Source organism: Pseudomonas sp. NPDC089569, assembly GCF_050280625.1.
Classification (GTDB): Bacteria; Pseudomonadota; Gammaproteobacteria; order Pseudomonadales; family Pseudomonadaceae; genus Aquipseudomonas.
Map to the genome: position 1 here is coordinate 1 of NZ_JBNNVQ010000006.1, position 22,463 is coordinate 22,463.

Sequence of the window (22,463 nt, forward strand, 5' to 3'; positions counted from 1 at the left end):
GCGGAACTAAATTACCTTTTTAGCCCAACAGACGTCGATCGACCTCCACCGATTCAAGCCTATTTGGATACAGTATTTCTTGTAGAGTCCTTAAGCAAACTCGCAGAACATGGCACAGAATCGACATCAACAAAACTGATTTTTTTTCACAAAGAAAAAATTGAACTCCATATAAATTATGACGCAGACAAAATAAAACCGATCCAAGGTTTGCAAGAGTTCACTGAACGTTACGTAAACGATGAGATCCATGCAGATCAAAAGAAAACCATCATAAAATCTGTTCTTCTTGAACTATCGAAGGAGTTCGAAGGCTGCACCTTCGATATAGGGCTCTTAAATGAAAAATTTGAAGAGTTCAAGCGGCGCGTATCGTCTGGATACCAGCTATATGTCTCCGAGTTTTCTTTTCAAAAAATAAAAGCAGAAATTGAAAAGAGCAAGTTTGAGTTTATAGCCAAAATAAACAAAGTGTTTTCTGACATTCAAAACCAACTACTTACCGTGCCCGCTGCACTAATAATTGCAGGAAGCCAGTTCGAGTCATCCGACCATGTAACACTGAAGAATTTCTTGATTTTATCTGGCGCCTTGGCCTTCACGATATTCATGCTTTTGCTGATAATGAATCAACGCAATACTCTGCAATCAATATACAATGAGATTGACAATGAGTGGGGGCTAATCAAGAAAAAACATAATGCCATAAAAGAGCAGTTTGATACGCAGTACAAAACTCTAGAAGCAAGATACAAACATCAATACCTGCTTCTTGAAGTTGTGGCACTTATAGTGGTCATGGCATGCTTGGCTACTGCACTTCTATTCAATTATAACTCTGCAAGCCAAGGGATTTCCGTAGAGCTAGCTATGTTGTTGGGATTTCTTCTCATAATTTACATGGCGAGCAGAGCTTGCGTCGTTTTCTCAAAGATACTCTTTCCCAGGGAGGAGTGAGCACAAAAAACGACCCGGTAAATATTTTAGCAAGTACGTTAGTTCACTTTTTAAAGCAAGGATTGAATTGCTGACTATTTTGCCTTTACCCAAGAACGAGTATAGAGTTAGCCACTGTTGCATTGCGCACAGGGTTCGATATCATCCAAAAGCAATAAGCTAGAGAACCCCATGAGTGAAAAATCTTTTTCAGGGCAGTTGAAAGAACAATCAGGTACCTACATTTACTTTCTATCTATGTATTGTGCATCAGCGGGGGTGCTCTACCTATGGGGGTATTGGTCTCCATTTGGGGTTAATATTTTAGAATATATAAGTCTTGCGGATATAGTGAAGTCAACAATATATCCCATCGCGTCGGCTTTCTTTTTCTTGGCACTTGGGGTAGTGATGGGCCAACTGGTACGTGTGGCGCCAGCCCTTCCGCCTGGCGGAGGTAGAGATACTCCTTTAGCTCAATTTTTAATCAGGCATAAACGCTTGTTGATTATTCTCTATACTGCCGCAGTTTTAATGTTATTGATTTATGGATCAGTTGAGAAGTGGCAGTTTGGATTACCAGTTTTGGTCGGAGCTCCTATCGCCTTATATGCGAGCCATCACAACGTTTTAGTACGTCAAATTCCAGTAGATGGAGTTCGCACTGCATTCTTGTTTTTGCTTGCAGTGCTTCCTTTTATTGCTTTTGGTCATGGTCAGTTAAGAGCTGCGGCCGTCTTGGAGGGAAAAGCATTCGACTATGTAATTGATAACAGTATCGTAACGCCTGATGAGCCCCTTCAAAGTACCCGCTTCATTGGCCATGCAGGTGATTTCTTTTTTTTCTTGGAGCCAAAAAAATCGATACTGTCGATCTCCAAATTTGAGGCACTAAAGACATTGAGGCTGGGGAGGTTCGAGCGCAAGTGAAAGTAAATCCCTCGGCATATAGTCGCACGAAGTGAGCATAACAGGCCGGGTAAGTCTCTTGGCAAAAGTCCGCTTTTGGCCGACTCCCGTCTGGACCATTTGGGGGAGAGCGGCCAATAACGGACGCCTACAGGAGAGCGCATCGAGCTAAAAAATCGATAGTGGCAATTTGATTTCGATGCCTTCAAAATCGCGATACAGTGAACCTTCCCTTTGACACAATCCAGATCGTGATGGGAACTGTTTCCGGATTGCGCTATTAGAATCCCAAAGGCTTATTTAATTAAAGTCGAGAATTTTTGACCATGGCTAAAAACGACACCATCCTTGTCGACTCTTTATTACAGCAAATGCAGAGAGTAAGGCCGGGCGATATAGGTGATATTTTTGAGCGATTTGCGTTAGATCAAATACTCAAGAGCTTCGATCTTTCAACTGAAGAAATGGACTTTGGATGGACTGACGGTTCGCTGGATGGCGGAATCGATGGCTTCTACATTCTCATAAACGGACGATTGCTAACCGATGCCACAGATTTTTCTTGGCCAAGAACCGGAGCAGAGATAAAGGTTTTCATTATAACGTGCAAGCATCACGAAACTTTCCAGCAAGGACCGCTGGATTCGCTTCTCGCAACGGCCCAAGATATTTTTGATCTTTCCTTGTCTAACTCTGAGCTTTCTGGAAAGTACTCATCAAAAATAAAGCAGTGTCGCGATCTATTCATTTCCGCATTTAAACAGCTATCCCTCCACAGGCCAACAATTTCTTTTGAAGTTGTATATGCATCCCGAGGGAACACTGAGTTGCTAGGTGCAAGTATAAAGGCGCGGGCACAGCAGCTAATTACTTTGTTAAATTCTTACTTCAGTGCTTCAGAGTGTGTGTTCAACGCGCTGGGTGCTGCCGAGTTGGTTGAACACTATCGCCAAGTGCGCAGCTTTGCATTAGATTTACCCGTGCAAGAATGTTTGACTGCCGGTCAGGAAGGGTATGTAGTTCTCGCCAAATTAAAAGATTACAGTGCTTTTGTTCAAGATGAAAACAAAAATTTGCGACGGTATCTTTTTGATTCGAATGTAAGAGCCTACCTGGGGAAAAACCTTGTAAATGCTGACATTCGTAATACCTTGGATGATAATTCTGGCCCCAACTTTTGGTGGTTAAATAACGGCGTTACGATTCTAGCAACAAGCGCTTCTCTTGTGGGAAAAACCCTAAAATTGCGCGATATTCAGATCGTGAATGGTCTTCAGACCACAGAGTCAATTTATAAGCACTATTCTTCAACGACAGATTCTACAAGTGACGCAAGAACACTTTTGGTAAAGGTGATTGTGTCTCAAGACGAGAATGTTCGTGACCAAGTAATTCGGGCTACTAATAATCAGAGTGCCGTTGAGCCCGCGGCCCTTCATGCAACAGAAAGAATTCAACGTAGTATTGAAGAGATATTGCTCCAACATGATTGGTTCTATGAACGTCGAACCAATTATTATAAAAACGAGGGTAAACCCGAGGGGCGTATAGTTTCCCCTATACTGATGGCTGCTGGAGCTGTAGCTCTACTGTTAAAAAACCCAGTCAGCGCATCCAAATTAAAACAAAAGTCCATTCGGCGCCCTGAAGCCTATCAGTCTGTCTACTCAGAGGTTTTTCCACTTAATGCTTGGCCCGTCGTTGCCGTCTTAATGAGGAGCGCTGAACTGGCGATATTAAGAGGACAGAAAAAGCGTGGCTCTCATACGGGAGTAATATCTGCCTGGCGTGGCCCATTAGCTTATGTTTCTGCCTCCAGAGTTCTGGGGACATTTTCATTTGAACATCGAAATCTAATTTCGATGGATTTATCTGTTCTTAGTGACACCTTTATGGATGAATGCTGGAGCTGTATTAGCTTGGTTCCTGGTCGCCAAAAGTCCGTAAAAATAAGCGAAAGTATAATGCTGAAGGTGGTCGATGCTGTACGGCTTAGTTGGAACGTCGACGGTCAGCTATCAGATGGAAGGCGTGAAATTCAAAGACCGGTGAAAGTAGAGGCAGAAGTTTACCAAGAGAGCGAGATTTTTCTGCTTTCTGTCTTGGAAAGGCTTCCTGCCCAGCCTTGGCTGCCGAGTATTCATGTAGATGTAGCAAATTTGCTCGATGTCAAGCCGGCGAGAGTAAGCAAAGCGATTAATTTGTTGATAGAGCAAGGGAGGCTGATGAAACAGGTTAACGGGGTTGTTTTTGATGCTGCTGGCACTGAAATCGCTCGTGACACTAGTAGGTAATCTGCGTCTCACCCAACAACTATTTTCAAAATAGCTGGCCTTTACGAATGCCAGCTATTGGCCGCTCTCTGCTTCATGCTTCGGGCGGAAGTCGGCCAGTAGCAGCCTTTCATTAAGGGCTAATTCTTGCACTTTACCGATGATCGAAGACGCCTAAGGGGTAGAAATGATTCATTTATCTCACCCGTGCGGGTAAAGTCAGCTCTTTTACCGTACGCTGGCTGTCGAAAGCTTCATAAAATACACATGAGCACTAAAAATGCATAATTATGAAAAAGTTGCGCCTCAGACCTTATTTAAATATCGGGATGATTCAGTTCGCACAGAGGAGATATTTATAAATAAGAAAATTTGGCTTTCGTCACCCGCTCAGTTGAATGATCCTCTAGAGTGCCGAATTGGCGAGATCCCCAAAGATTGGGAGGCCAATAATATTCGGATCATGGAACGTGCACAGTTGATGGGAGTCATCGCTCCACCTCCATCATTTGAACCGCCAAGGCAGCTGTTTTCATTGAGCGAACGAGAGACCAAACAATGGTTGAAACGTTTAAATAAATTGACTCACTCTAGACAAGTGCAAGCAATGCGATCTTTGTATGCCCAACATGGCATACAGTTGTCGAGACCCGATAATGTATTTAAAGATATGCGTAAGCGCCTTTCCTCTGTGGGAATTTTTAGTCTTAGCGAAAATTGTAATAATGAACTGATGTGGGCGCATTATGGCGCTTGCCATCAAGGTGTAGCACTTGGATTTTCTTGGTCTATGGATAGCAAGCTAGCGAATCCCAGGAATTGCTTGCCAGTAACTTACGCAAGGGAAAAGCCGGTATTTAAATCAGGATTTAAAAATGAGATACAAATTATGCCCCCAAGTAGCGGAATGCCTAACTCTCAAAGAGTATCTTTCGAGGACGATGTTTTTAGATCAGCTATAAGTACTAAAACCCTAATATGGGAGTATGAAAAAGAATGGCGCTATATAGAAGAGGGACATGGATTATTCGATTTTCCAGGCACCCTAAGTCAAGTTGTATTTGGAATGAGAATGAGCAGCGAGCGTAAAGACCATTACAAAGAACTTATCAGAAAAAACATTCATAATGAGGTGGAATATTTTGAAATCGTAGAAAGTGCCGATCTGAGCGGTATCGAGGTGCGAAGGGCTGGGCTTAAAACTTGATTCAGTGAGCCTAAGATTTGGCTCGAATCGGTCGCTTCGCTCACTTGAGAGGTGTCAGCAGACCGTGCGCTCACCTTTCCCTAGCAGAACGTTGGTGCCCTCTTTAGGGCAGTTTAGTGCATTGGGTCGACTATTGTCCTTTGCGACAGGCACCAACCGTCCCAGTGTGTGTAAAAACGTTTCACCAAAATTGAAGTGTCCGCGTCTACGTTAAATCTGAAATTTATCGGCACGTCAGCAGATGTGGATTTTGCGTAGAAGCGCGATTTTCAGTCCGGTTTTGAGTACCTGTCGCGCTCAAAAACGTTTTTACACAGCCTCGTCCCATAGCTGCCTGTCAGTAGCGGCAGAAAAGGCCAGAAGCAGCTGGTCATGGTTTGGCTGCTTGCTTTGAGCTGATAGCGACCACCCATGACGAACCGCGGATGACAGAAATGCCCAAGTCTAGACGCGAGGTCCGTTGATTTGTTAAATACCATTCTTGCGGAAGATTTCTGAAATCTCATCATAGCGCTTGCTAAATATTACTATACTTCCGTTATTATATAGCTCAACGACATGCTTGCCGTTTAAATTTAGACGCGCAGGGTCGGAGTCTAAATTTTGCCATTGATCGATAGAAAAGCTATAGAAAAACATTCGCCCAGAATTTGGGTTAAAGTCTAATGGCAAACCTGTTTCTTTAGCTTCGACTTCGTTTACAACTTTACAAATAAGATCATTTGCTTGGTTTCTGTTCGAAATAGGAGGCTCGGATCTTAATTTCTCAAAAATAATTTCCAATCTTTCTTGCTTCGTTCTCATATAACTCAAGCCCTTGCGTACCATTAAGTATCTAAATTAGATGTGCCATAGGCGTCTGATGGGTTTTCTTGAAATTTCCGAGTCAGATCTTATAAGGTTTGATTTTCATAAGGTATTCATTAAGGCTTGGCTCTGCCTTATATACTGTTAATGACCCATCGTAATGGCTGTCAATTATACTCCTCAACTCTGCATCATATTTGGAATGATCAAACCTGAAACCTAAGATTATTGAGTTGATATTTTGAGCGCCAATGTCTAAGTCGATATGCTTGTCAGCAATTCCTTCTTCATTGAAGTCAATGAAGCGATACTCCTCCTCATATTTCCAGTCTAAGTGCTTTGTGAAAATCGCCTTCATCAAATTTTCCATATAAGAGCTATTAGATAACAAAAGCTCTTTTATTTTTGCCTCAATTTCTGGTGCGGAAATATCAGGTGTTTCTCGAAGAATTGATTGCTGGATATTTTTAGTTGAGAAGCAAAACGGACTAATTTTTTCATAGTCAACTTTTTTAAACACGGCTTTCGGAAGATTATATTCAATAACATACCCTGCGTGCTGAGTTGAGTAATGAGACCACATTATTGGCGAGCTTGGATTTCGGCTCATGCAAGCGATTCTGAGATGCCGATTTATAACGTCGGAAAATGCATCCTCTCGTTCGCCATCCAGTTTTTCAAAAAAGCACTTGCTGTCATAAGGGTCGTTGAACTGGTCAGCAGAAACATACCTTAGAGAATGATATTTAAGAGGTGCCATAACCTCATCAAGAGTGGCGTTTGGATTGGAGCTGTAATACTTAAAATAATTCAAAATAATCCTTAATGGCTTGAGAGTATTCATTAGGCTTATGGCAGTTAAATTATGGGCTAGGCTTTAGCCGATCCCAGTGAGCGAAGCTCACGTAGTATACGCCGTTAACTCGGAGTTTCAATTGTCCCTGCCGCCTAAGGTTTTTTAAAACGTTCGGCTGTCACGTGATTTTCCTGCTGATCAAAGTGCTGGCTGTAATTGCCTTTATATCCTAGCCGCTCGTTTTATGACAGAGTTTCATAACCCAGAAGCCGAGTCGCTTCCCAATGCCTTCAACCAACCCATAGCCGTCAGCCTTAATCGCATGTAAAATTACAGAATTTGGATTTAGCGAGTTCCATGTGGAGAGTTAAATGGTAACTGGTATATGCGGACTTTGCAGGGGGCAGAGTGAGCTAATTGATAGCCACTTATTGCCAAAATCTGCGTACAAGCAAATTAGGGGGGCGATTCCAGGGCGGCAGAGTCCAGTAATGCTTGACCAATCGAGGGGAACAGCCTGTTCGTCAGATGCTCAGGTCACTCAGTTTCTTTTATGCAAAGAGTGCGAAGACTTGTTTTCCAAAAATGGAGAGCGTCAACTAGGACAGCTTTGGAGCACTAAGAGCGGCTTTGCTTTAAGGGAAAGTTTACATAAGCTTAAACCTGTTGCCTCAAAACGTCATGTCACTGCTTATAATGCCAATGAGGTAGAGGATTTAGATAATCTATTTTATTTTGCCATCAGCGTCTTCTGGCGTGCACATATGTGGGATTGGAGGGGGAACCACAATTATGGGAGAGCGCTTGGGGAAAAGTACTCCGAAATGTTCAGGTCATTCCTTCTCAAAAAGGGCGACATCACTGACACGTACCTAATAGTCAGTGTAAATTCCAACAAAAGGTATGACTCTCTAATGAGCCTTCCTACCACTCGAAAGGAATTTGGTGGCGTATTACATACGTTTCATGTACCCGGCCTACGCTTCGAGCTTCTTATCGGAAAATCCATACACAGGGCTCTGGCTGAGCTTTTCAAAATTCAGGGTCGAGTTTTGATCAACATGTTTGAGTTTGAGAAAACCCCTATGTTTGCACAATTGAGTATTTTTGCGAATTACGAAGCAGACATAAAGGGAAAGCTAGCAATACAAACCGCTGAAATAAGAGCGAAGCGCGCTAAGCAATAGACCAGAGATGATCCTAACAATCATTTGACAAAAGAATTTGATAGGCGCCTGCATACGCCTTCAGTAAGGACGAAATCACTTTTTATCGTTATTTCTTTACTTAGACTCAACCGTTACTGTTTCCATATCCCAGGATTTCTTCCTGCCTACCTTGGTGCCTTCCTGCTCTGCGAACAGGGTACGTAGCGCCTTGAACTCCTGGACGCTCTCAATGGCCTTGCCTTCGAACTCATTGCTTATAGGAAGGGTTACCTATGCGAGCGTCGGCTCTGGCCGATTTCTGCCGATCACGGAAGACCGCTATTGGCCGTCCTCTGCCAGTCATGGCCACGCAGCGTGATGATTCAATCCGATACAAATGATGGGTCAGGTCGAATGCAATGAGCGGGGCAAGTCCGTGCAACGACTCACGCTCTTCAAGCCAACATTTGACCGCAGCCACGTATAAACGCCAATCCAAAACCCGGTCGAACTCCCGGGGCGACGCACAGTGAGTTCCCAGGCACTGTCCTGGCCGCCCCCTCACCGAACCTCGTCGCCCCTGCATGACCTCGATCTAGGCCTTGGGTTGCAAGCCCGGCACCGCAGCGGTCGCGGTTTTCCTGAAGAAAATGCCGTAGACAATCGAGAGCACCAGCAAGAACGGCACACCGAACACCAGGGTCATCTTGAAGTCTTCAGTGAAATAGGTCGTGATCATCACGGCGCCCATCAGTACCAGCCCCAACAAGGTGCTGTAGGGAAAAAAGCGCATGCGAAACGACAGTTCGCGGTTGCCACGGCGTTCGTGAAAACGACGGAAGCACAGGTGTGTGAGGAAGATCATGAACCAGGTAAAGATCGCACCGAACATCGAGATCGCCATCATCAGGCTGAACGAACTTTCCGGGTACAGGATGTTGAGCAAGGTCGCCAGGGCGATCCCCGAACTCGAGAGCAGCAGCGCGTTCAGCGGGATGCCGGTCTTGCTCAGTACACCCATGGATTTCGGCGCGTAGCCGGCACGAGACAGGCTGAACATCATGCGCGTGGTGATGTACAGCTGGCTGTTCATCGCCGAGAGCGCTGCAATCAGGATGACGAAATTCATCACGCCGGTTGCGCCGGGAATGCCGATGGCTTGCATGACCGTGACGAATGGGCTCTGGGCCTGGCCTGCCTGGGTCCAGGGAACGATCGCCAGCATCAACGCCAGGGTCAGCAGGTAAAACACCACCAGACGTACGATAGTGGCGCGAAAGGCTTTCTTGACCGCTTGCTCCGGGTCTTTGGCCTCACCGGCTGCCACCGCGATCATCTCCACGCTCAGATAACTGAAGATCGACACGATCACGGCCACCCACATGCCTTGCAGGCCGTTGGGGAAGAAACCGCCGTTGGCGCTGTAATTGTGCACGCCGTATTGCGGATTGCCGGACCCGAACACCACATACACGGCCAGGATGATGAAGGCGACAATCGCGCCGATCTTGATGGTCGAGAACCAGTATTCGAAGGTGCCGAAGGTCTTCACGCTGATGGCATTGAGCACAATCAACACCGTGGAGAACGAGACGATCCAGATCCACTCCGGCACGTTGGCAAACCAGTACTTCATGTACATCGCCACCGCCGTCACCTCCGTGCCGACCGCGAGTACAATCGCCGCCCAATAGGCATAGCGCACCAGGAACCCGGCCAAGGGGCTGACATAGAATTCGGCAAAGGCGCCGAACGAACCCGAGGTCGAATGGGCCACGGTCATTTCCGCCAGGCAGCCCATCAGCAGCAGCGTGATGATTGCGCCAATGGCATAGCTGAGCAACACGCTGGGCCCGGCATAGCCGATGGCATAGGCGCTGCCCATGAACAGCCCGGTACCGATGGCCCCGCCAATGGCGATCATGCTCATCTGCCCCGACGTCAACTGACGCCGCAGGCCCTGTTCACGGTTGGATATCGTTTCGAAACCGGCGTTATCGGTCATTGTTATGTCCTCTGAATGTTGTCTTTCTTGAAGAGCACGGTGTTGTTTTTACCGTGGGGATCAGCCACGCACAGCAGGACACGGATCAGAAAATACTCAGTGGATATTCGACGATGACGCGCACTTCGTTGTTGTCGGTGGTGTCGGCACGGGCGACTTGTGCGGTGGAGCGCACACTGGCCTGGCGCACGCGTACGGAAAGATCCCGAGCCTTGCCCGACTGCACGACATAGCGTGCCTCGAGGTCACGCTCCCAGCGCTTGCCGTCATCGCCGTAACGGCCATAGGCGCCGTTGGGGCCACCGTCGTAGTGGCTGTCATCGATCCCGTCACCACGGACGTAACGCGACATGAAGCTCAGGCCCGGCACGCCGAAAGGCGCCATGTCCAGGTCATAACGCAGCTGCCATGAGCGTTCGTTGGGCGCGTTGAAGTCCAGGACCTGAATCGAGTTGGCGAGAAAGATCGAGGTACCCGGCTGCCGGTCGAAGCCCAGGTAATCGAACGGTTCGTCGCCATCGACCTTTTGATACGCCAGGGTCAGGCGATGGGCGCCGACCTTGTAGGCGGTGGCCAACGACCAGGTGGTGTTGTCGATCCTGCCGGCCAGGCTGTCGCCCGCGTCGTTGGTGCGGTAGAGATTGAAATCCAGGTTCAACGACTGGCCGGGTGTCAGCGCAAAGGTGTAGTTGGCGTTGCCGTAGTACTGCCGCCAGATGTCGGTGAACTGCGCACCATAAAGGCTGACACTCAACTGATCGCTCAGCGCATAGCGACCGCCCAGGTAATCGACGCTGCGGGTTGCCACGCCGGCATACAGGGCCTTGAGGGCACCATCGGCGTTGGTCGAATTATTGTCGTTGCCGGCGGTGAAGTGGCCTGTGTCGAGTTGCAATGCCTGAAGTTCATGGCTTGTCAGCTGAAAGCCGGTGGCGGTACTGGTAAACAATCGTGCATTGCCGGTACCGAACACGGGATTGAGCGGCGTCAGGTTGCCGTATTTGAGTTCTGTCTGCGAAATTCGCGCTTTCACCGCGCCCCCGGCTTCGGAGTATTCATCTTCCGGGCGACCATCGGAATCGACCGGCAATAAACCCGTGCCCGTGCGTCCTTTGCCGCTGTCGAGCTTGATGCCCAGTTGTGCATAGGCGTCGACGCCAAAGCCGACCGTCCCCGGGGTGTAGCCGGAACGGTAGTCGAGCATGATCCCGTGGGCCCATTCGTCCCGATAATTCTGACCGCCCGGGTTGTTGAGGTTGTTGCGGTAAAAATAAAAGTTGCGATTGGTCAGGATCAGGCTGCTGCCTTCGACAAATCCGTTGTCAGCGGCGGCACAGGCCATTTGGCCAAGGCAACTTGAAATGGCCAGCGGCAAGGCAGGCCAGAGGGACAGTTTCATTCTGCGTGCTCCTTATTATTGTGATTGCAGAACGGGTGATGGCCGGCGACCGACAACCTGCCGCGAGACAATCTGCGCGGCAGGGCAGGGACGCCGAAAGGTTCAGGTCACGCTGTTGCGGACCTGGAATTGCGCTTGCGACCAAGTCTTGCGGTCGAGGATTTCACCGAGGATCTGCACGGCATCCCAGACCTCGGTGAAAGTCGTATACAACGGGGTGAAACCGAATCGCATGATGCGTGGCTCGCGGTAGTCACCAATCACGCCACGCTCGATCAGGGCCTGGATCACCGCGTAACCTTCGGGGTGTTCGAAGCTGACGTGACTGCCGCGTCTGGCGTGCTCGCGCGGCGTGATCAGCTTCAGTTCGTGGCCTGCGCAACGTTGCTCGACCAACTCGATGAACAGGTCCGTCAGGGCCAGGGATTTGCGGCGCAGGCTGACCATGTCGGTCTGGTCGAACACGTCCAGGCCACACTCGACCATGGCCAGGGAGGTAATAGGTTGGGTGCCGCACAAGTAGCGCGCGATGCCGCTGCTCGGTTCGTAATGCGACTCCATGGCGAACTGTCGCGAATGACCGAACCAGCCGGACAAGGGTTGCGGCACCAGATCGCACAATTGTGGCGAAACCCAGACAAAGGCTTGCGACCCCGGTCCGCCATTGAGGTACTTGTACGTGCAGCCGATGGCGTAATCGGCGCCCGCCTGGTGCAGGTCCACCGGTACCGCGCCCGCGGAGTGGGCAAGGTCCCAGATGGCCAGTGCACCACACTCGTGGGTCAGCGCGGTCAGGGCCTGCATGTCGTGCATGTAGCCGGTCTTGTAATTGACGTGGGTGAGCATGACCACCGCCGTGTCCTGGTCAATCGCTCCCGGCAGCGCTTCAGGGCTGTCGACCAGGCGCAGGGTGTAACCCTGTTGCAGCAGTTGCGCAAGACCTTCGGCGATGTACAGATCAGTCGGGAAATTGCTGGTCTCGCTGAGGATCACGCGCCGCTCTGGCGCCCGGGTGGCCTGTACGCGCAAAGCGGCGCTGAGCACTTTGAACAGGTTGATCGAGGTGGTGTCGGTCACGACGACTTCACCGGCCGCCGCCCCGATCAGGCCCGCCAGGCGATTGCCCAGTCGCTCGGACAGTTCGCGCCAGCCTGCGCTGTTCCAGCTGCGGATCAAGCCATTACCCCATTCCTCGGCGACCACGGCTTGAGCGCGCGCCAAGGCAGCGACCGGCCGAGCGCCCAGGGAGTTGCCATCGAGATAGATAACGCCTTCAGGCAGCGCAAACTGCTGGCGCAGGGGTGCCAGCGTGTCCTGGGCATCGAGCGCCAGACAATCGTTTCTTGTCGTCATTGGGTGTCCTGTTTTTTGTTTTGCGGCGCCTTCGGGCAGGTTGCAACAACCCGCTCAAACGCCCTGAATCAAGGCAGTTCGCCTGCCTTTCGATGAAGAGATAATGAACGAATCGATGGAGAATATTCGTGCAAAGTTGACGGCCTTGACGTAGTTTTCTCGCAGATAATTCGAATCAAAACCCAATAAACGCGGATTTATTCAAATCATGAATCTTGACTCGACAGACCTGCGAATCCTGTATCAGTTGCAACAGGATGGCCGTATCAGCAATCAGGAGCTGGCGGAGAAAGTTGCCTTGTCGCCGTCGGCTTGCCTGCGCCGTCTGCGCCTGCTGGAAAGTGAGGGAATCATCACTGGCTACCGTGCCGTGCTGAATGCCGAGCGGCTGGGCATCGAACTGGAAGCCATTGTTCATGTGTCCCTGCGACAGGACGTCGAGGACTGGCACGAGACCTTCATCAAGAAGGTTCAGCAGTGGCCGGAGGTGGTCACCGCCTATGTCATTACCGGGGCGAGCAACTATGTGTTGCGGGTTCAGGCCCGCAACCTCAAGCACTTCTCGGATTTCATCGTCAACCACCTCAATCGCACTTCGGGTGTCACCGATATACGTTCGGAAATCGTCCTGCAAAAAATCAAGGAGCGCGAGGAGTTGCTTGATCTGGTGGCACGCAAGTAGGACGGGCGGGCTTTCAAAGCCCGTGCAGGCGCCGGGCCTCGTTGCGCTGCAATGTCATGCTCGGGGTTTCGTCGAACAACTTGCGGTACTCGGAGGAAAACCGCCCCAGATGGGTGAACCCCCAGCCCATGGCGATGGCGGAAATGTTGCGTACCGAGCCGTGCTCCAGAATCTCCTGGCGCACGGCATTCAAACGGTATTTTTTCAGGTAGAGCATCGGCGACATGGCGAAGTACTTCCTGAATGCATCGAACAATTTGAAGCGCGAAACACCGGCGGCGGCTTCGATGTCTTCCAGGTGCAAGGCTTCGCGAGCGTTGTCGTGGATGTACTGTCGCGCCCTGATCAGGTAGTGCGGCAACTTCACGCCCAGCACATCACGCAGTTCCTGCGAATAGTTGTTTGGCTGGGCGAGGATCAGGCCTTTGATCAGCGAGCTTTCAATGTCCCGGGTGAAGGCCACCTGCTCGAAGAGTTCGCTGCTGCGCTCCAGTTCGTCGATGAAATAACGCGCCATGCGCCACCATGAGGCCGATGCGCCATCGATTGCATCCATGACCGGCTCGAAGCGCAGCGGCGCATCGAGGGGGCGTTGCAACATGCCTTCCAGCGCTTCGCTCATCGCGATGCGCGTAATCACCACCTGAACCTTTCTGCAGTCACCGGAGATCGCCAGCAACTGGTTTTCATTGGGTGAAACGATGACCGCTTGATCGCGGTCGGACCGCAGCACGCTACCATCCTTGCAAAGCTCCTGTTGGCCCACCAACGGCAAGCTCAGGCTGTAGCTGCTGAAATGCTCGGCGTCTTCGATATCGATGGTGACATCGGTACCGTATTCGATCGTGCCCAGGGTGGTGGCCATCGATTTGAACATGTTGGCACTGTGATGAAAGCGAACCCGCTCGGGGGTCGCGCTCACGAGGCGATGGGGGCCGCAGATACCCGACATCCAGCTTCTGGCTGCTTCCAGGTCATCGCTGTCGACACGAATGTCGCGAAACGGCGGATCCACTTTACGACTCATCCAGGGGCACTCACGCAATTTTGTTCTGCGCGCTCTGACGGCGCGTATCTTATCTGGGCGCAAAAGAGCAACTTCCACGCCATAAAGCGCCGGTGCGCATTTAACGGATAGAGATCGGCAACCCAGCGGATAAGGCATGGCCGACGAGGCCGGAAAAAACGCTCGACGCATTGCAGAACAGTATCTGATTGCCGCAATCAGGTGCAGCCGTTCATCACCTTGTGCGGGATTTGTGTCATCGCTGCACAACCGGCTGTTACCTGGCCGCCCACTTTGCGGACTGCCTTCGCCAACTTATCGGATAGACCGTCACCGGCCCTGCTTCTCTAATGAGCACACCGATTAGCCCAATAAAAAAAGGTGCACATCATGAGTGGCGAAAAAAACGTCGAGCAGTGGAAAGCGTTTATCGCAAGCTGCCTGGATTTCCGCCCGGCAGAAGGCGTATTCCGCATCGCCCGCGACATTTTCACCGAGCCGCAGCTGTTCGATCTGGAAATGGAACTGATCTTCGAGAAGAACTGGATCTACGCCTGCCACGAAAGCGAGCTGGCCAACAACCACGACTTCGTCACTATGCGCGCCGGTCGCCAGCCGATGATCATTACCCGCGACGGTGACGGCCAGCTCAATGCGCTGATCAATGCCTGCCAGCATCGCGGCACCACACTGACCCGCGTCGGCAAGGGCAATCAGTCGACCTTCACCTGTCCGTTCCATGCCTGGTGTTACAAAAGCGATGGCCGCCTGGTCAAGGTCAAGGCCCCGGGTGAGTACCCGGAAGGCTTCGACAAAGCCACGCGCGGTCTGAAAAAGGCGCGCATCCAGAGCTACAAGGGATTCGTCTTCATCAGCCTCGACGTGCAGGCCGACAACAGCCTGGAAGACTTCCTCGGCGACGCCAAAGTGTTCTTCGACATGATGGTCGCCCAGTCACCGACCGGTGAGCTGGAGGTATTGCCCGGCAAGTCGGCCTACACCTATGACGGCAACTGGAAACTGCAGAACGAAAACGGCCTCGACGGTTATCACGTCAGCACGGTCCACTACAACTACGTGGCCACCGTGCAACATCGCCAGCAGGTCAACAGCGAGAACGGCAACGTCGCCGGCAGTACCCTGGACTACAGCAAGCTCGGTGCGGGCGATGCCAATACCGATGACGGCTGGTTTGCGTTCGATAACGGCCACAGCCTGCTGTTCAGCGACATGCCGAACCCTTCGGTACGCTCGGGCTACGCGACGATCATGCCGCGACTGATTCAAGAGCATGGCCAGCAAAAGGCCGAGTGGATGATGCATCGCCTGCGCAACCTCAATATTTATCCAAGCCTGTTCTTTCTCGATCAGATCAGCTCGCAACTGCGCATCATCCGCCCCGTGGCGTGGAACAAGACCGAAATCGTCAGCCAATGCATCGGGGTCAAGGGCGAGTCCGATGCCGACCGCGAAAACCGCATTCGCCAGTTCGAGGACTTCTTCAACGTTTCGGGGCTGGGTACACCCGATGACCTGGTGGAGTTCCGTGAGGCCCAGCGTGGTTTCCAGGCGCGCCTGGAGCGCTGGAGCGATATTTCCCGCGGCAGTCACCGCTGGGCCACCGGCGCCACGCCCAACAGCGAGGCGATTGGTATCGCGCCGGCCATGACCGGCACCGAATTCACGCATGAGGGGCTTTACGTCAACCAGCACCGTAACTGGCAACAGTTCCTGCTCGATGGCCTGGACGCGAAATCCCTGAAACTCCGTGAGGTGCAATGATGAGTGCGCAACTGCAGTACCGGATCGAACAGTTTTTCTACCGCAAATCCGAACTGTGCGATGCCCAGGATTGGGACGCCTACATCAAGCTGTTCGACGAGCAAAGCGAATTCCACTTGCCGCAATGGGACTCGGAGCATGTCTACACCCGTGACCCCAAGCGCGAAATGTCGCTGATCTATTACCCCAACCGTTCAGGTCTGGAGGACCGCGTGTTCCGCCTGCGTACCGGCAAGTCCGCTTCCTCGACGCCGATGCCGCGCACCTTGCACCAGATCAGCAACGTCCGGATCGGCGAGCTGGAGAACGGCGAACTGGAGGTGCGGCTGAACTGGCAAACCCTGTATTACCGCCTGGCGACATCCGAGCAGTTTTATGGCCGTGCGACCTATCACCTCAAGCCCCATGCCGACAGTTGGCTGATCACGCGCAAGCACGTGTTGCTGCTCAACGACACCATCAACTCGGTGCTCGATTTCTACCACCTCTGAATCCCAGGAGACCGGGGCATGAGCCATAAAGTCGCGTTCAGCTTTGCCGACGGCAAAACGCTGTTCTTTCCCGTACACAGCAACGAAATCCTGCTCGACGCCGCCCTGCGCAATGGCATCAACATTCCGCTGGACTGCCGTGAAGGTGTTTGCGGAACCTGCCAGGGACGTTGCGAGTCAGGCGATTACAGCCAGGACTATGTGGATGAGGAAGCGCTCTCCAGCCAGGACCTGCAACAACGCAAAATGCTCACCTGCCAGACACGGGTCGCATCCGACGCGACCTTCTATTTCGACTTCGCCTCCAACCTGTGCAATGCCGCCGGCCCCGATCTGCTCTCGGCGACGGTCAGCGAAGTCAAACAGGTGTCAGCCAGCACCGCGATCCTGCACCTGGATCTGGGGCAGGCGGGGCAGTCACTGGATTTCCTGCCGGGGCAATACGCCCGGCTGCGGGTTCCGGGGACTGAAAACACGCGGTCCTATTCGTTCGCCAATCGGCCAAGCGTCGACAATCAGCTGCAGTTTCTGGTCCGCCTGCTTCCCGATGGGGTCATGAGCAACTACATCCGTGAACGTTGCCGGGTGGGGGACGCAATCACTCTGGAGGCACCGCTGGGGGCCTTTTACCTGCGACACGTGACCCGGCCGCTGATCCTGGTGGCCGGTGGCACCGGGCTGTCTGCATTGTTGGGTATGCTCGATGAACTGGCCGAGCGCGGGTGCGGGCAACCCGTGCATTTGTACTACGGTGTTCGCGATGCCGCCGATCTGTGCGAACAGGCGCGCATCCAGGCGTATGCACAGCGCATCCCGGGGTTTCGTTACACCGAGGTGGTCAGCGATCCGTCGCCGCACTGGACTGGCAAGCGTGGCTACATTGCCGAGCACCTGGACGCCGCGCAATTGCGCGATGGCGAGGTCGATATGTACGTCTGCGGGCCACCGCCGATGGTTGAATCGATCAAGACATGGCTGCAGGCACAGGCACCGGACAGCGTGCACCTGTACTACGAAAAATTCACCGAGAGTAATAGCTGATACCGCTCGGCCGATTTGAGCGCCAGGCCGGCGTTCAAATCGGCCAGGTTCAACGGGTTACTCGTATTGCGACGGACTCAAGGGTCGCAAGATCGCCCTCACCGGACTCGCGTCCAGATGAGCAAAGCGCAGGGGCAGGGCGATCAATTCATAATCGCCTTCCGGGACCTCGTCCAGCACGATGCCCTCAAGAGTGGCCATGCGATGACGCGCCACGGCACTGTGTGAATCCATGGTCTTGGATTGCTGGGGGTCCAGTGACGGCGTGTCGATACCAATCAAGCGCACACCAAGGCTTGCCAGCAAGTCGATGGTTTCCCTGGCGACAGCCGTGAAATTCGGGTCCCAGGCGGTCAACGGCGCTTGTCGACAGGTTCGCAGCAGTACGCGTTCGGGCACCTTGTGCAGGCGTCCTTGCAGTTGCTGCGGATGCACCAGTTCACCGCTGTCCAGACAATGCAAAACGCGGCAAGGCCCGATATAGACGTCCAGCGCTACTTCGCCAATCGGCGCGCCATCAGGGCTGTAGTGCAGCGGCGCGTCGACGTGGGCGCCCGTATGCGGCGACAGGGTGATGCGTCCGACATTCACCGGACAGTCGGGGCCGTAGGTCCAGATGCGTTCCTCCTGGAAAGGCGTATCACCCGGCCAGGTCGGTGTCTGGCTACTCAGGGGAGGACTGATGTCCCATAACGTGGTGTTTTTCTTCATTGCAATGCTCACCGTGTTTATCGAGTGGAATGATACGAGCGGCAGCAACGAAGATTCGTGCAAAAAACGTGGATAACCGTGCGGGTTTTCGCACAAATCGTCATGGATGAGCGGGTTTGAGGCAGTAAATTTCAACGCGGCCGTATTCACCCGGTGTCGCGGTTCGGCTCACATCGATTGTCGGCGCCAGGTGCCGGGGGAGGTGCCGAACTGGCGTTTGAATGCGCGACTGAATGCCGCTTCGGATTCGTAGCCGACGGCAAAGCCGATTTGCGCGACGTTGCCACGACCTTCGCGCAGGTGCTGAGCCGCCACATGCATGCGCCACAGTGTCAGGTACTGCATCGGTGGCTGTCCGACCAATGCCGTGAATCGCTCCGCGAACACCGAGCGCGACATGCCCACCTCAAGCGCCAGGCCTTCCGCCGTCCAATTCTCCGTCGGACGGGCATGGAGCAGCGCCAGGGCGCGCCCGATCTGCGGATCGCGCAAACCCGCCAGCCAACCGCGCTGCTCGGCGGGAAGGCTTGCAACGTACTGGCCGACGGCTTCGACGAAGAGCAATTCGGAGAGCTTGGCGATGACCGTTGCCGAGCCGACGCGTCCGGCTGCGATTTCACTGACGGCGAAACGGAATGAGCTTTCGATCCAGGCTCCCGAGGCCGTCGCGCGCAAATCCAGTTTCAACAGGGAGGGCAACGAGGAAAGCAACGGACTGAAAGGGGTTTCCGAACCGAGGAATCCGCACAACAACTGCGTGACCTCACCACCGCCGCCGTACTTGATACGTGAAATACCGCCCACGTCCGGCGGCTTGACCACCTGGCTGGCCAACAGCGGGGCAATGCCCAGGTCGCTACCGAAGGAATGGGCGTCATTGCGAGGCAGCAGAACGAGTTCGCCAGCCCCCACGTCGAGGGCGGGGCCATCGTCGATGCGTATCTGCATGTGCCCGGCGGCGACAAAGTGCGAGGCAATGACATGTCGAGGTGTGGTCAGGAACGGTTTGCAATCGTCCGCCGAGAGTCGTCCGTTGATACACCAGGGCGCGGAAAGCTCTGCCTCGAGGAAAACGCCTCCAGACAACCGGATCACACGCAAGACATCAGAAAGCGCATCCAGCAATTGGCTGCCCTCATTTCCGGATTCTTGAGCAGGAATTCCGGCGCACCGGTCATTCAACGCCCGAACCGCGTCGCCTAGATTAGCACCAACGCGGACTCAGCGATCGAGACGGTCCCAAGCCACTTCACCAGCGGTCATTGGCTCCGACGTTAACCGACATTGCCCCATTCCAACTCAACCAGGGCAACAGGAGATTGTTATGAACACCGTCGTGACCCTTCCCGTCTCTGAATCAGCCAACGCCGCCCGTTATGCGCAAATGGTCAAATCGTCGAAAAAAGCCGAATGGCAGATTGATCGCGATTTGCTGCAGGACCGCCGTTTCGATTTCTCGCGCAAATTCCTGCCCGATGGACTCTCGCAAATCGACCGCCTGACTTTTCTCGGCGCCGCTGACGCATGCCTGCTCAGTCAGGTTCAGGGTCGAACCTATGCGTACCTGTTCGGTCTGGTCGAGCGTTTTATCAGCGCCAAGATGCTCGATCAGGGGAGGGCGCATGTCTTCGATGATCAGTTGGCATTCGAAGCGCTGGTGCGCTTTTCCGGCGACGAGATCAAGCACCAGGAGCTGTTCCGGCGAATGGAGACGATGATGAGTTCGCAGTTGCCCGCAGGGTATCGTCAGGTCGCCGACCCCAACGACGTGGCGCGGGCGGTACTGGCGGCCAGTACCTGGTCAGTGCTGGCGCTGACCTGTCATATCGAGCTGTTCGTCCAGGCGCACTACGTGCAGAGCATCGCGCCGCATGAGGCGTTGTGCCCGCTGTTCAAGGATGTCTTCAAGTTTCACTGGAAGGATGAAAGCCGCCACGTCGTGCTCGATGAACTGGAGTGGAGGGCCGAGCACGCCAAACTCACCCCGGCCGAGTGTGACCGGGCGGTAGACGATCTGATCATGCTGGTGGGGGCCGTCGACGGCATTCTGCAAGCGCAATCGGCGGCCGATGCCGACTACTTCATTGCGATGGCTTCACGAACGTTCAGTGCCGATGAGGCAAGGCAAATCAAGGCCGGCGTCCTGGGCGCCTACCGCTGGCAGTACATCGTCTCGGGTGTACAGCATCCGCACTTTGGTCGACTGCTGACGGGCATGACAACGCCGGCACAGATGGCCAGGATTCAGACCGCCCTGGCCCCCATCCTCAACAGCTGAACGAAAGCGTGCGGCCGACTGCGGTCGGTCGCGCGCGGTGGGATGGCGAGCTGATATTTATCGATCGAGGAGGGCGGCCATGACGATTCCAATGTGGATGCTGCTCGGGTTTGCGACCTGGACCTTGCTGCTGTTGATGGCAACCGTCGGGGTGTATCGCTGGGTCGCCATCCTGTTCTCGGGTGTGCCGATTGCCTCGTTTCGAAGCGATCGCCTCGAAGGCGAGGATTGGTATCGGCGCGGCACCAGGGCCCACGCCAACTGCGTGGAGAATCTGCCGGTCTTCGGCGTCATCGTGTTGGTGATTTCAGTCCTTGATGTCAACGGCCCGGCAGTGGACTGTTTGTCGATACTCATCCTCGTCGCTCGCGTATGCCAATCGCTGGTGCACGTATCCCATGTGCAAACCAACCGGTTCGTGGCGGTTCGGTTTAGCTTCTTTTGCATCCAGCTGGTCTGTTTTCTCGTGCTCATCGGCATGGCTGCTTATCACGGCGTGTGAAACGCCGTGATCGGCTGTCGCGCTACAGGATTGCCGCCCGAGCCGGGCCCATTGCTAGCGCCGTGGCGTTGGCAGATGGCCTCCGTCGACATAGATGTTCTGGCCGGTGATCCATTCACCTTGATCACTGCACAGGAATGTCACCAGATGGGCGATGTCTTCCCCCGTGCCGGCGCGCCCCAGGGAGATGTAGGCTGCAACCATGTCATCCCAGACCTTGCCCCGTGGCACGTCGTCCAGGCGGCTGGTCTCGACGATGCCGGGGGCCACGACGTTGACCCGAATTTTCTTTGGCCCAAGCTCTCGGGCCATGATGGTCGTCAGGCCGTTGATGGCAACCTTGGTGGTGGCGTAGGCGCTGGTATCGGGGGCCAGCAGTTGCGCGGCCAGCGACGAAATATTGATGATTGCGCCACCTTCGCCTTGTTCGCCCATGCGTTGGGCAAACGCACGGGACATGTAGAACGTGCCGTTGAGGTTGGTGTTCATCACCCGTTGCCAGGTCTCGATGGACATCTCTGTCGCCGGCACACGATCACCGCCGCGGGTTGCGCCGGCGTTGTTGATCAGGAAGTCCACGCGACCGAACTCGTCCACCACACGGGCCAGCAGTGCATCCACCGCCTGCGGGTCGCTGACGTCGGACACCACCGGCAGGGCGCGGCGGCCGAGCTGACGAACTTCATCGGCCACAGATTCGATATCGCGCCAGTTCACCGCGCGCTCATCGTCAGGGTATTGCTCCGGTGGGCGACCCGTGCCCGTCAGGACCACATCGCAACCGGCCTGAGCCAACGCCAGCGCAATCGGCCTGCCGATACTGCGCATGCGGCCTGCGCCGGTGACCACGGCGACCTTTCCTTCAAATCCCGTTAAAACGTACGACATGTCAGTTCCTCCTGTTGAGTGTCAAATGCTTGGTTTCGCTGTAGGAGCCAGGCTTGCCGGCGAAGGCGTTTTCAATAACGCCGCATGACGTCAGACCGCTTTCGCCCGTAGGAGCCAGGCTTGCCGGCGAAGGCGTTTTCAATAACGCCGCATAACGTGTGGCCGCTTTCGCCCGTAGGAGCCAGGCTTGCCGGCGAATGCGATTTCAATAACGCCGCATAACGTGAGACTGCTTTCGCCCGTAGGAGC

The 22,463-nt window shown here is 53.4% G+C and carries 20 protein-coding genes; 11 read left to right on the forward strand and 9 right to left on the reverse strand.

Annotated elements, in window-relative coordinates; all coding sequences use genetic code 11:
• The 4 genes from ACQKP2_RS04660 to ACQKP2_RS04675 form a co-directional block, all read left to right on the forward strand.
• Window positions 1-957, forward strand: a 957-nt coding sequence (locus ACQKP2_RS04660; RefSeq protein ID WP_427574745.1) for a hypothetical protein, incomplete at its 5' end; no start/stop codon positions are given.
• 171 nt (window positions 958-1,128) lie between these two features.
• Window positions 1,129-1,866, forward strand: a complete 738-nt coding sequence (locus ACQKP2_RS04665; protein WP_427574746.1) for a hypothetical protein — start codon at window positions 1,129-1,131, stop codon at window positions 1,864-1,866.
• A gap of 305 nt (window positions 1,867-2,171) precedes the next feature.
• On the forward strand, window positions 2,172-4,139 hold the full coding sequence (locus ACQKP2_RS04670; RefSeq protein WP_427574748.1) for an AIPR family protein: 1,968 nt from the start codon (window positions 2,172-2,174) through the stop codon (window positions 4,137-4,139).
• Between the two features lie 259 nt (window positions 4,140-4,398).
• Window positions 4,399-5,325: a DUF2971 domain-containing protein gene (locus ACQKP2_RS04675; protein ID WP_427574749.1), complete on the forward strand. Its 927-nt coding sequence runs from the start codon at window positions 4,399-4,401 to the stop codon at window positions 5,323-5,325.
• 468 nt (window positions 5,326-5,793) lie between these two features.
• On the opposite strand, the gene ACQKP2_RS04680 is transcribed toward ACQKP2_RS04675, so the two are convergent.
• Both ACQKP2_RS04680 and ACQKP2_RS04685 read right to left on the reverse strand, forming a co-directional pair.
• Window positions 5,794-6,129, reverse strand: coding sequence for a hypothetical protein (locus ACQKP2_RS04680; protein ID WP_427574750.1), 336 nt, complete (start codon window positions 6,127-6,129; stop codon window positions 5,794-5,796).
• Window positions 6,130-6,211: 82 nt separating this feature from the next.
• On the reverse strand, window positions 6,212-6,976 hold the full coding sequence (locus tag ACQKP2_RS04685; RefSeq protein ID WP_427574751.1) for a DUF2971 domain-containing protein: 765 nt from the start codon (window positions 6,974-6,976) through the stop codon (window positions 6,212-6,214).
• Between the two features lie 323 nt (window positions 6,977-7,299).
• Between ACQKP2_RS04685 and ACQKP2_RS04690 the strand changes: the two genes are divergently transcribed.
• Window positions 7,300-8,115, forward strand: coding sequence for a hypothetical protein (locus ACQKP2_RS04690; protein WP_427574753.1), 816 nt, complete (start codon window positions 7,300-7,302; stop codon window positions 8,113-8,115).
• 556 nt (window positions 8,116-8,671) lie between these two features.
• On the opposite strand, the gene ACQKP2_RS04695 is transcribed toward ACQKP2_RS04690, so the two are convergent.
• The 3 genes from ACQKP2_RS04695 to kynU all read right to left on the reverse strand — a co-directional run bounded on the left by ACQKP2_RS04695 (window position 8,672) and on the right by kynU (window position 12,833).
• Complete coding sequence (locus ACQKP2_RS04695; RefSeq protein WP_427574754.1) at window positions 8,672-10,081, reverse strand: amino acid permease; 1,410 nt, start codon at window positions 10,079-10,081, stop codon at window positions 8,672-8,674.
• A gap of 85 nt (window positions 10,082-10,166) precedes the next feature.
• Window positions 10,167-11,480 carry an OprD family porin gene (locus ACQKP2_RS04700; RefSeq protein WP_427574756.1) on the reverse strand — a complete coding sequence of 438 codons (1,314 nt, stop codon included), beginning with the start codon at window positions 11,478-11,480 and terminating at the stop codon, window positions 10,167-10,169.
• A 102-nt stretch (window positions 11,481-11,582) separates the two neighbouring features.
• Window positions 11,583-12,833: a kynureninase gene (kynU, locus tag ACQKP2_RS04705; protein WP_427574758.1), complete on the reverse strand. Its 1,251-nt coding sequence runs from the start codon at window positions 12,831-12,833 to the stop codon at window positions 11,583-11,585.
• Between the two features lie 208 nt (window positions 12,834-13,041).
• Here kynU and ACQKP2_RS04710 point away from each other — a divergent pair, with 208 nt between their 5' ends.
• Window positions 13,042-13,515 carry an Lrp/AsnC family transcriptional regulator gene (locus ACQKP2_RS04710; protein ID WP_427574759.1) on the forward strand — a complete coding sequence of 158 codons (474 nt, stop codon included), beginning with the start codon at window positions 13,042-13,044 and terminating at the stop codon, window positions 13,513-13,515.
• A gap of 13 nt (window positions 13,516-13,528) precedes the next feature.
• Here ACQKP2_RS04710 and ACQKP2_RS04715 read toward each other — a convergent pair whose 3' ends face one another.
• Window positions 13,529-14,542, reverse strand: coding sequence for a helix-turn-helix domain-containing protein (locus tag ACQKP2_RS04715; RefSeq protein WP_427574760.1), 1,014 nt, complete (start codon window positions 14,540-14,542; stop codon window positions 13,529-13,531).
• Window positions 14,543-14,911: 369 nt separating this feature from the next.
• On the opposite strand from ACQKP2_RS04715, the gene antA reads away from it, so the two are divergent.
• From antA to antC, 3 genes are read left to right on the forward strand one after another with little or no spacing between them, the layout of a single operon-like run.
• On the forward strand, window positions 14,912-16,303 hold the full coding sequence (gene antA, locus ACQKP2_RS04720; protein WP_427574761.1) for an anthranilate 1,2-dioxygenase large subunit: 1,392 nt from the start codon (window positions 14,912-14,914) through the stop codon (window positions 16,301-16,303).
• On the forward strand, window positions 16,303-16,794 hold the full coding sequence (gene antB, locus ACQKP2_RS04725; protein ID WP_427574763.1) for an anthranilate 1,2-dioxygenase small subunit: 492 nt from the start codon (window positions 16,303-16,305) through the stop codon (window positions 16,792-16,794). The genes antA and antB overlap by 1 nt, the downstream gene beginning before the upstream one ends.
• An 18-nt stretch (window positions 16,795-16,812) precedes the next feature.
• Complete coding sequence (gene antC / locus ACQKP2_RS04730) at window positions 16,813-17,835, forward strand: anthranilate 1,2-dioxygenase electron transfer component AntC (RefSeq protein ID WP_427574764.1); 1,023 nt, start codon at window positions 16,813-16,815, stop codon at window positions 17,833-17,835.
• A gap of 57 nt (window positions 17,836-17,892) precedes the next feature.
• On the opposite strand, the gene kynB is transcribed toward antC, so the two are convergent.
• Both kynB and ACQKP2_RS04740 read right to left on the reverse strand, forming a co-directional pair.
• Window positions 17,893-18,546: an arylformamidase gene (kynB, locus tag ACQKP2_RS04735; RefSeq protein WP_427574765.1), complete on the reverse strand. Its 654-nt coding sequence runs from the start codon at window positions 18,544-18,546 to the stop codon at window positions 17,893-17,895.
• Window positions 18,547-18,714: 168 nt separating this feature from the next.
• Window positions 18,715-19,671: an AraC family transcriptional regulator gene (locus ACQKP2_RS04740; protein WP_427574767.1), complete on the reverse strand. Its 957-nt coding sequence runs from the start codon at window positions 19,669-19,671 to the stop codon at window positions 18,715-18,717.
• 199 nt (window positions 19,672-19,870) lie between these two features.
• Between ACQKP2_RS04740 and ACQKP2_RS04745 the strand changes: the two genes are divergently transcribed.
• Window positions 19,871-20,824: a hypothetical protein gene (locus tag ACQKP2_RS04745; protein ID WP_427574769.1), complete on the forward strand. Its 954-nt coding sequence runs from the start codon at window positions 19,871-19,873 to the stop codon at window positions 20,822-20,824.
• Window positions 20,825-20,903: 79 nt separating this feature from the next.
• Window positions 20,904-21,326, forward strand: a complete 423-nt coding sequence (locus ACQKP2_RS04750) for an MAPEG family protein (protein WP_427574771.1) — start codon at window positions 20,904-20,906, stop codon at window positions 21,324-21,326.
• Between the two features lie 54 nt (window positions 21,327-21,380).
• Here ACQKP2_RS04750 and ACQKP2_RS04755 read toward each other — a convergent pair whose 3' ends face one another.
• The gene (locus tag ACQKP2_RS04755) at window positions 21,381-22,214 is read right to left on the reverse strand and encodes an SDR family NAD(P)-dependent oxidoreductase (protein WP_427574773.1); all 834 of its coding nucleotides are present in this window, start codon (window positions 22,212-22,214) and stop codon (window positions 21,381-21,383) included.
• Window positions 22,215-22,463: the final 249 nt, after the last annotated feature.

What these genes read in the sequence shown, in the direction of transcription:
- antB (WP_427574763.1), top strand. Translation starts at nt 16,303, where the DNA reads ATGAGTGCGCAACTGCAGTACCGGATCGAACAGTTTTTCTACCGCAAA.
- antA (WP_427574761.1), top strand. Translation starts at nt 14,912, where the DNA reads ATGAGTGGCGAAAAAAACGTCGAGCAGTGGAAAGCGTTTATCGCAAGC.
- ACQKP2_RS04690 (WP_427574753.1), top strand. Translation starts at nt 7,300, where the DNA reads ATGGTAACTGGTATATGCGGACTTTGCAGGGGGCAGAGTGAGCTAATT.
- ACQKP2_RS04670 (WP_427574748.1), top strand. Translation starts at nt 2,172, where the DNA reads ATGGCTAAAAACGACACCATCCTTGTCGACTCTTTATTACAGCAAATG.
- ACQKP2_RS04665 (WP_427574746.1), top strand. Translation starts at nt 1,129, where the DNA reads ATGAGTGAAAAATCTTTTTCAGGGCAGTTGAAAGAACAATCAGGTACC.
- kynB (WP_427574765.1), bottom strand. Translation starts at nt 18,546, where the DNA reads ATGAAGAAAAACACCACGTTATGGGACATCAGTCCTCCCCTGAGTAGC.
- ACQKP2_RS04685 (WP_427574751.1), bottom strand. Translation starts at nt 6,976, where the DNA reads ATGAATACTCTCAAGCCATTAAGGATTATTTTGAATTATTTTAAGTAT.
- ACQKP2_RS04700 (WP_427574756.1), bottom strand. Translation starts at nt 11,480, where the DNA reads ATGAAACTGTCCCTCTGGCCTGCCTTGCCGCTGGCCATTTCAAGTTGC.
- ACQKP2_RS04680 (WP_427574750.1), bottom strand. Translation starts at nt 6,129, where the DNA reads ATGAGAACGAAGCAAGAAAGATTGGAAATTATTTTTGAGAAATTAAGA.
- ACQKP2_RS04750 (WP_427574771.1), top strand. Translation starts at nt 20,904, where the DNA reads ATGACGATTCCAATGTGGATGCTGCTCGGGTTTGCGACCTGGACCTTG.
- kynU (WP_427574758.1), bottom strand. Translation starts at nt 12,833, where the DNA reads ATGACGACAAGAAACGATTGTCTGGCGCTCGATGCCCAGGACACGCTG.
- ACQKP2_RS04695 (WP_427574754.1), bottom strand. Translation starts at nt 10,081, where the DNA reads ATGACCGATAACGCCGGTTTCGAAACGATATCCAACCGTGAACAGGGC.
- ACQKP2_RS04745 (WP_427574769.1), top strand. Translation starts at nt 19,871, where the DNA reads ATGAACACCGTCGTGACCCTTCCCGTCTCTGAATCAGCCAACGCCGCC.
- antC (WP_427574764.1), top strand. Translation starts at nt 16,813, where the DNA reads ATGAGCCATAAAGTCGCGTTCAGCTTTGCCGACGGCAAAACGCTGTTC.
- ACQKP2_RS04715 (WP_427574760.1), bottom strand. Translation starts at nt 14,542, where the DNA reads ATGAGTCGTAAAGTGGATCCGCCGTTTCGCGACATTCGTGTCGACAGC.
- ACQKP2_RS04675 (WP_427574749.1), top strand. Translation starts at nt 4,399, where the DNA reads ATGCATAATTATGAAAAAGTTGCGCCTCAGACCTTATTTAAATATCGG.
- ACQKP2_RS04710 (WP_427574759.1), top strand. Translation starts at nt 13,042, where the DNA reads ATGAATCTTGACTCGACAGACCTGCGAATCCTGTATCAGTTGCAACAG.
- ACQKP2_RS04755 (WP_427574773.1), bottom strand. Translation starts at nt 22,214, where the DNA reads ATGTCGTACGTTTTAACGGGATTTGAAGGAAAGGTCGCCGTGGTCACC.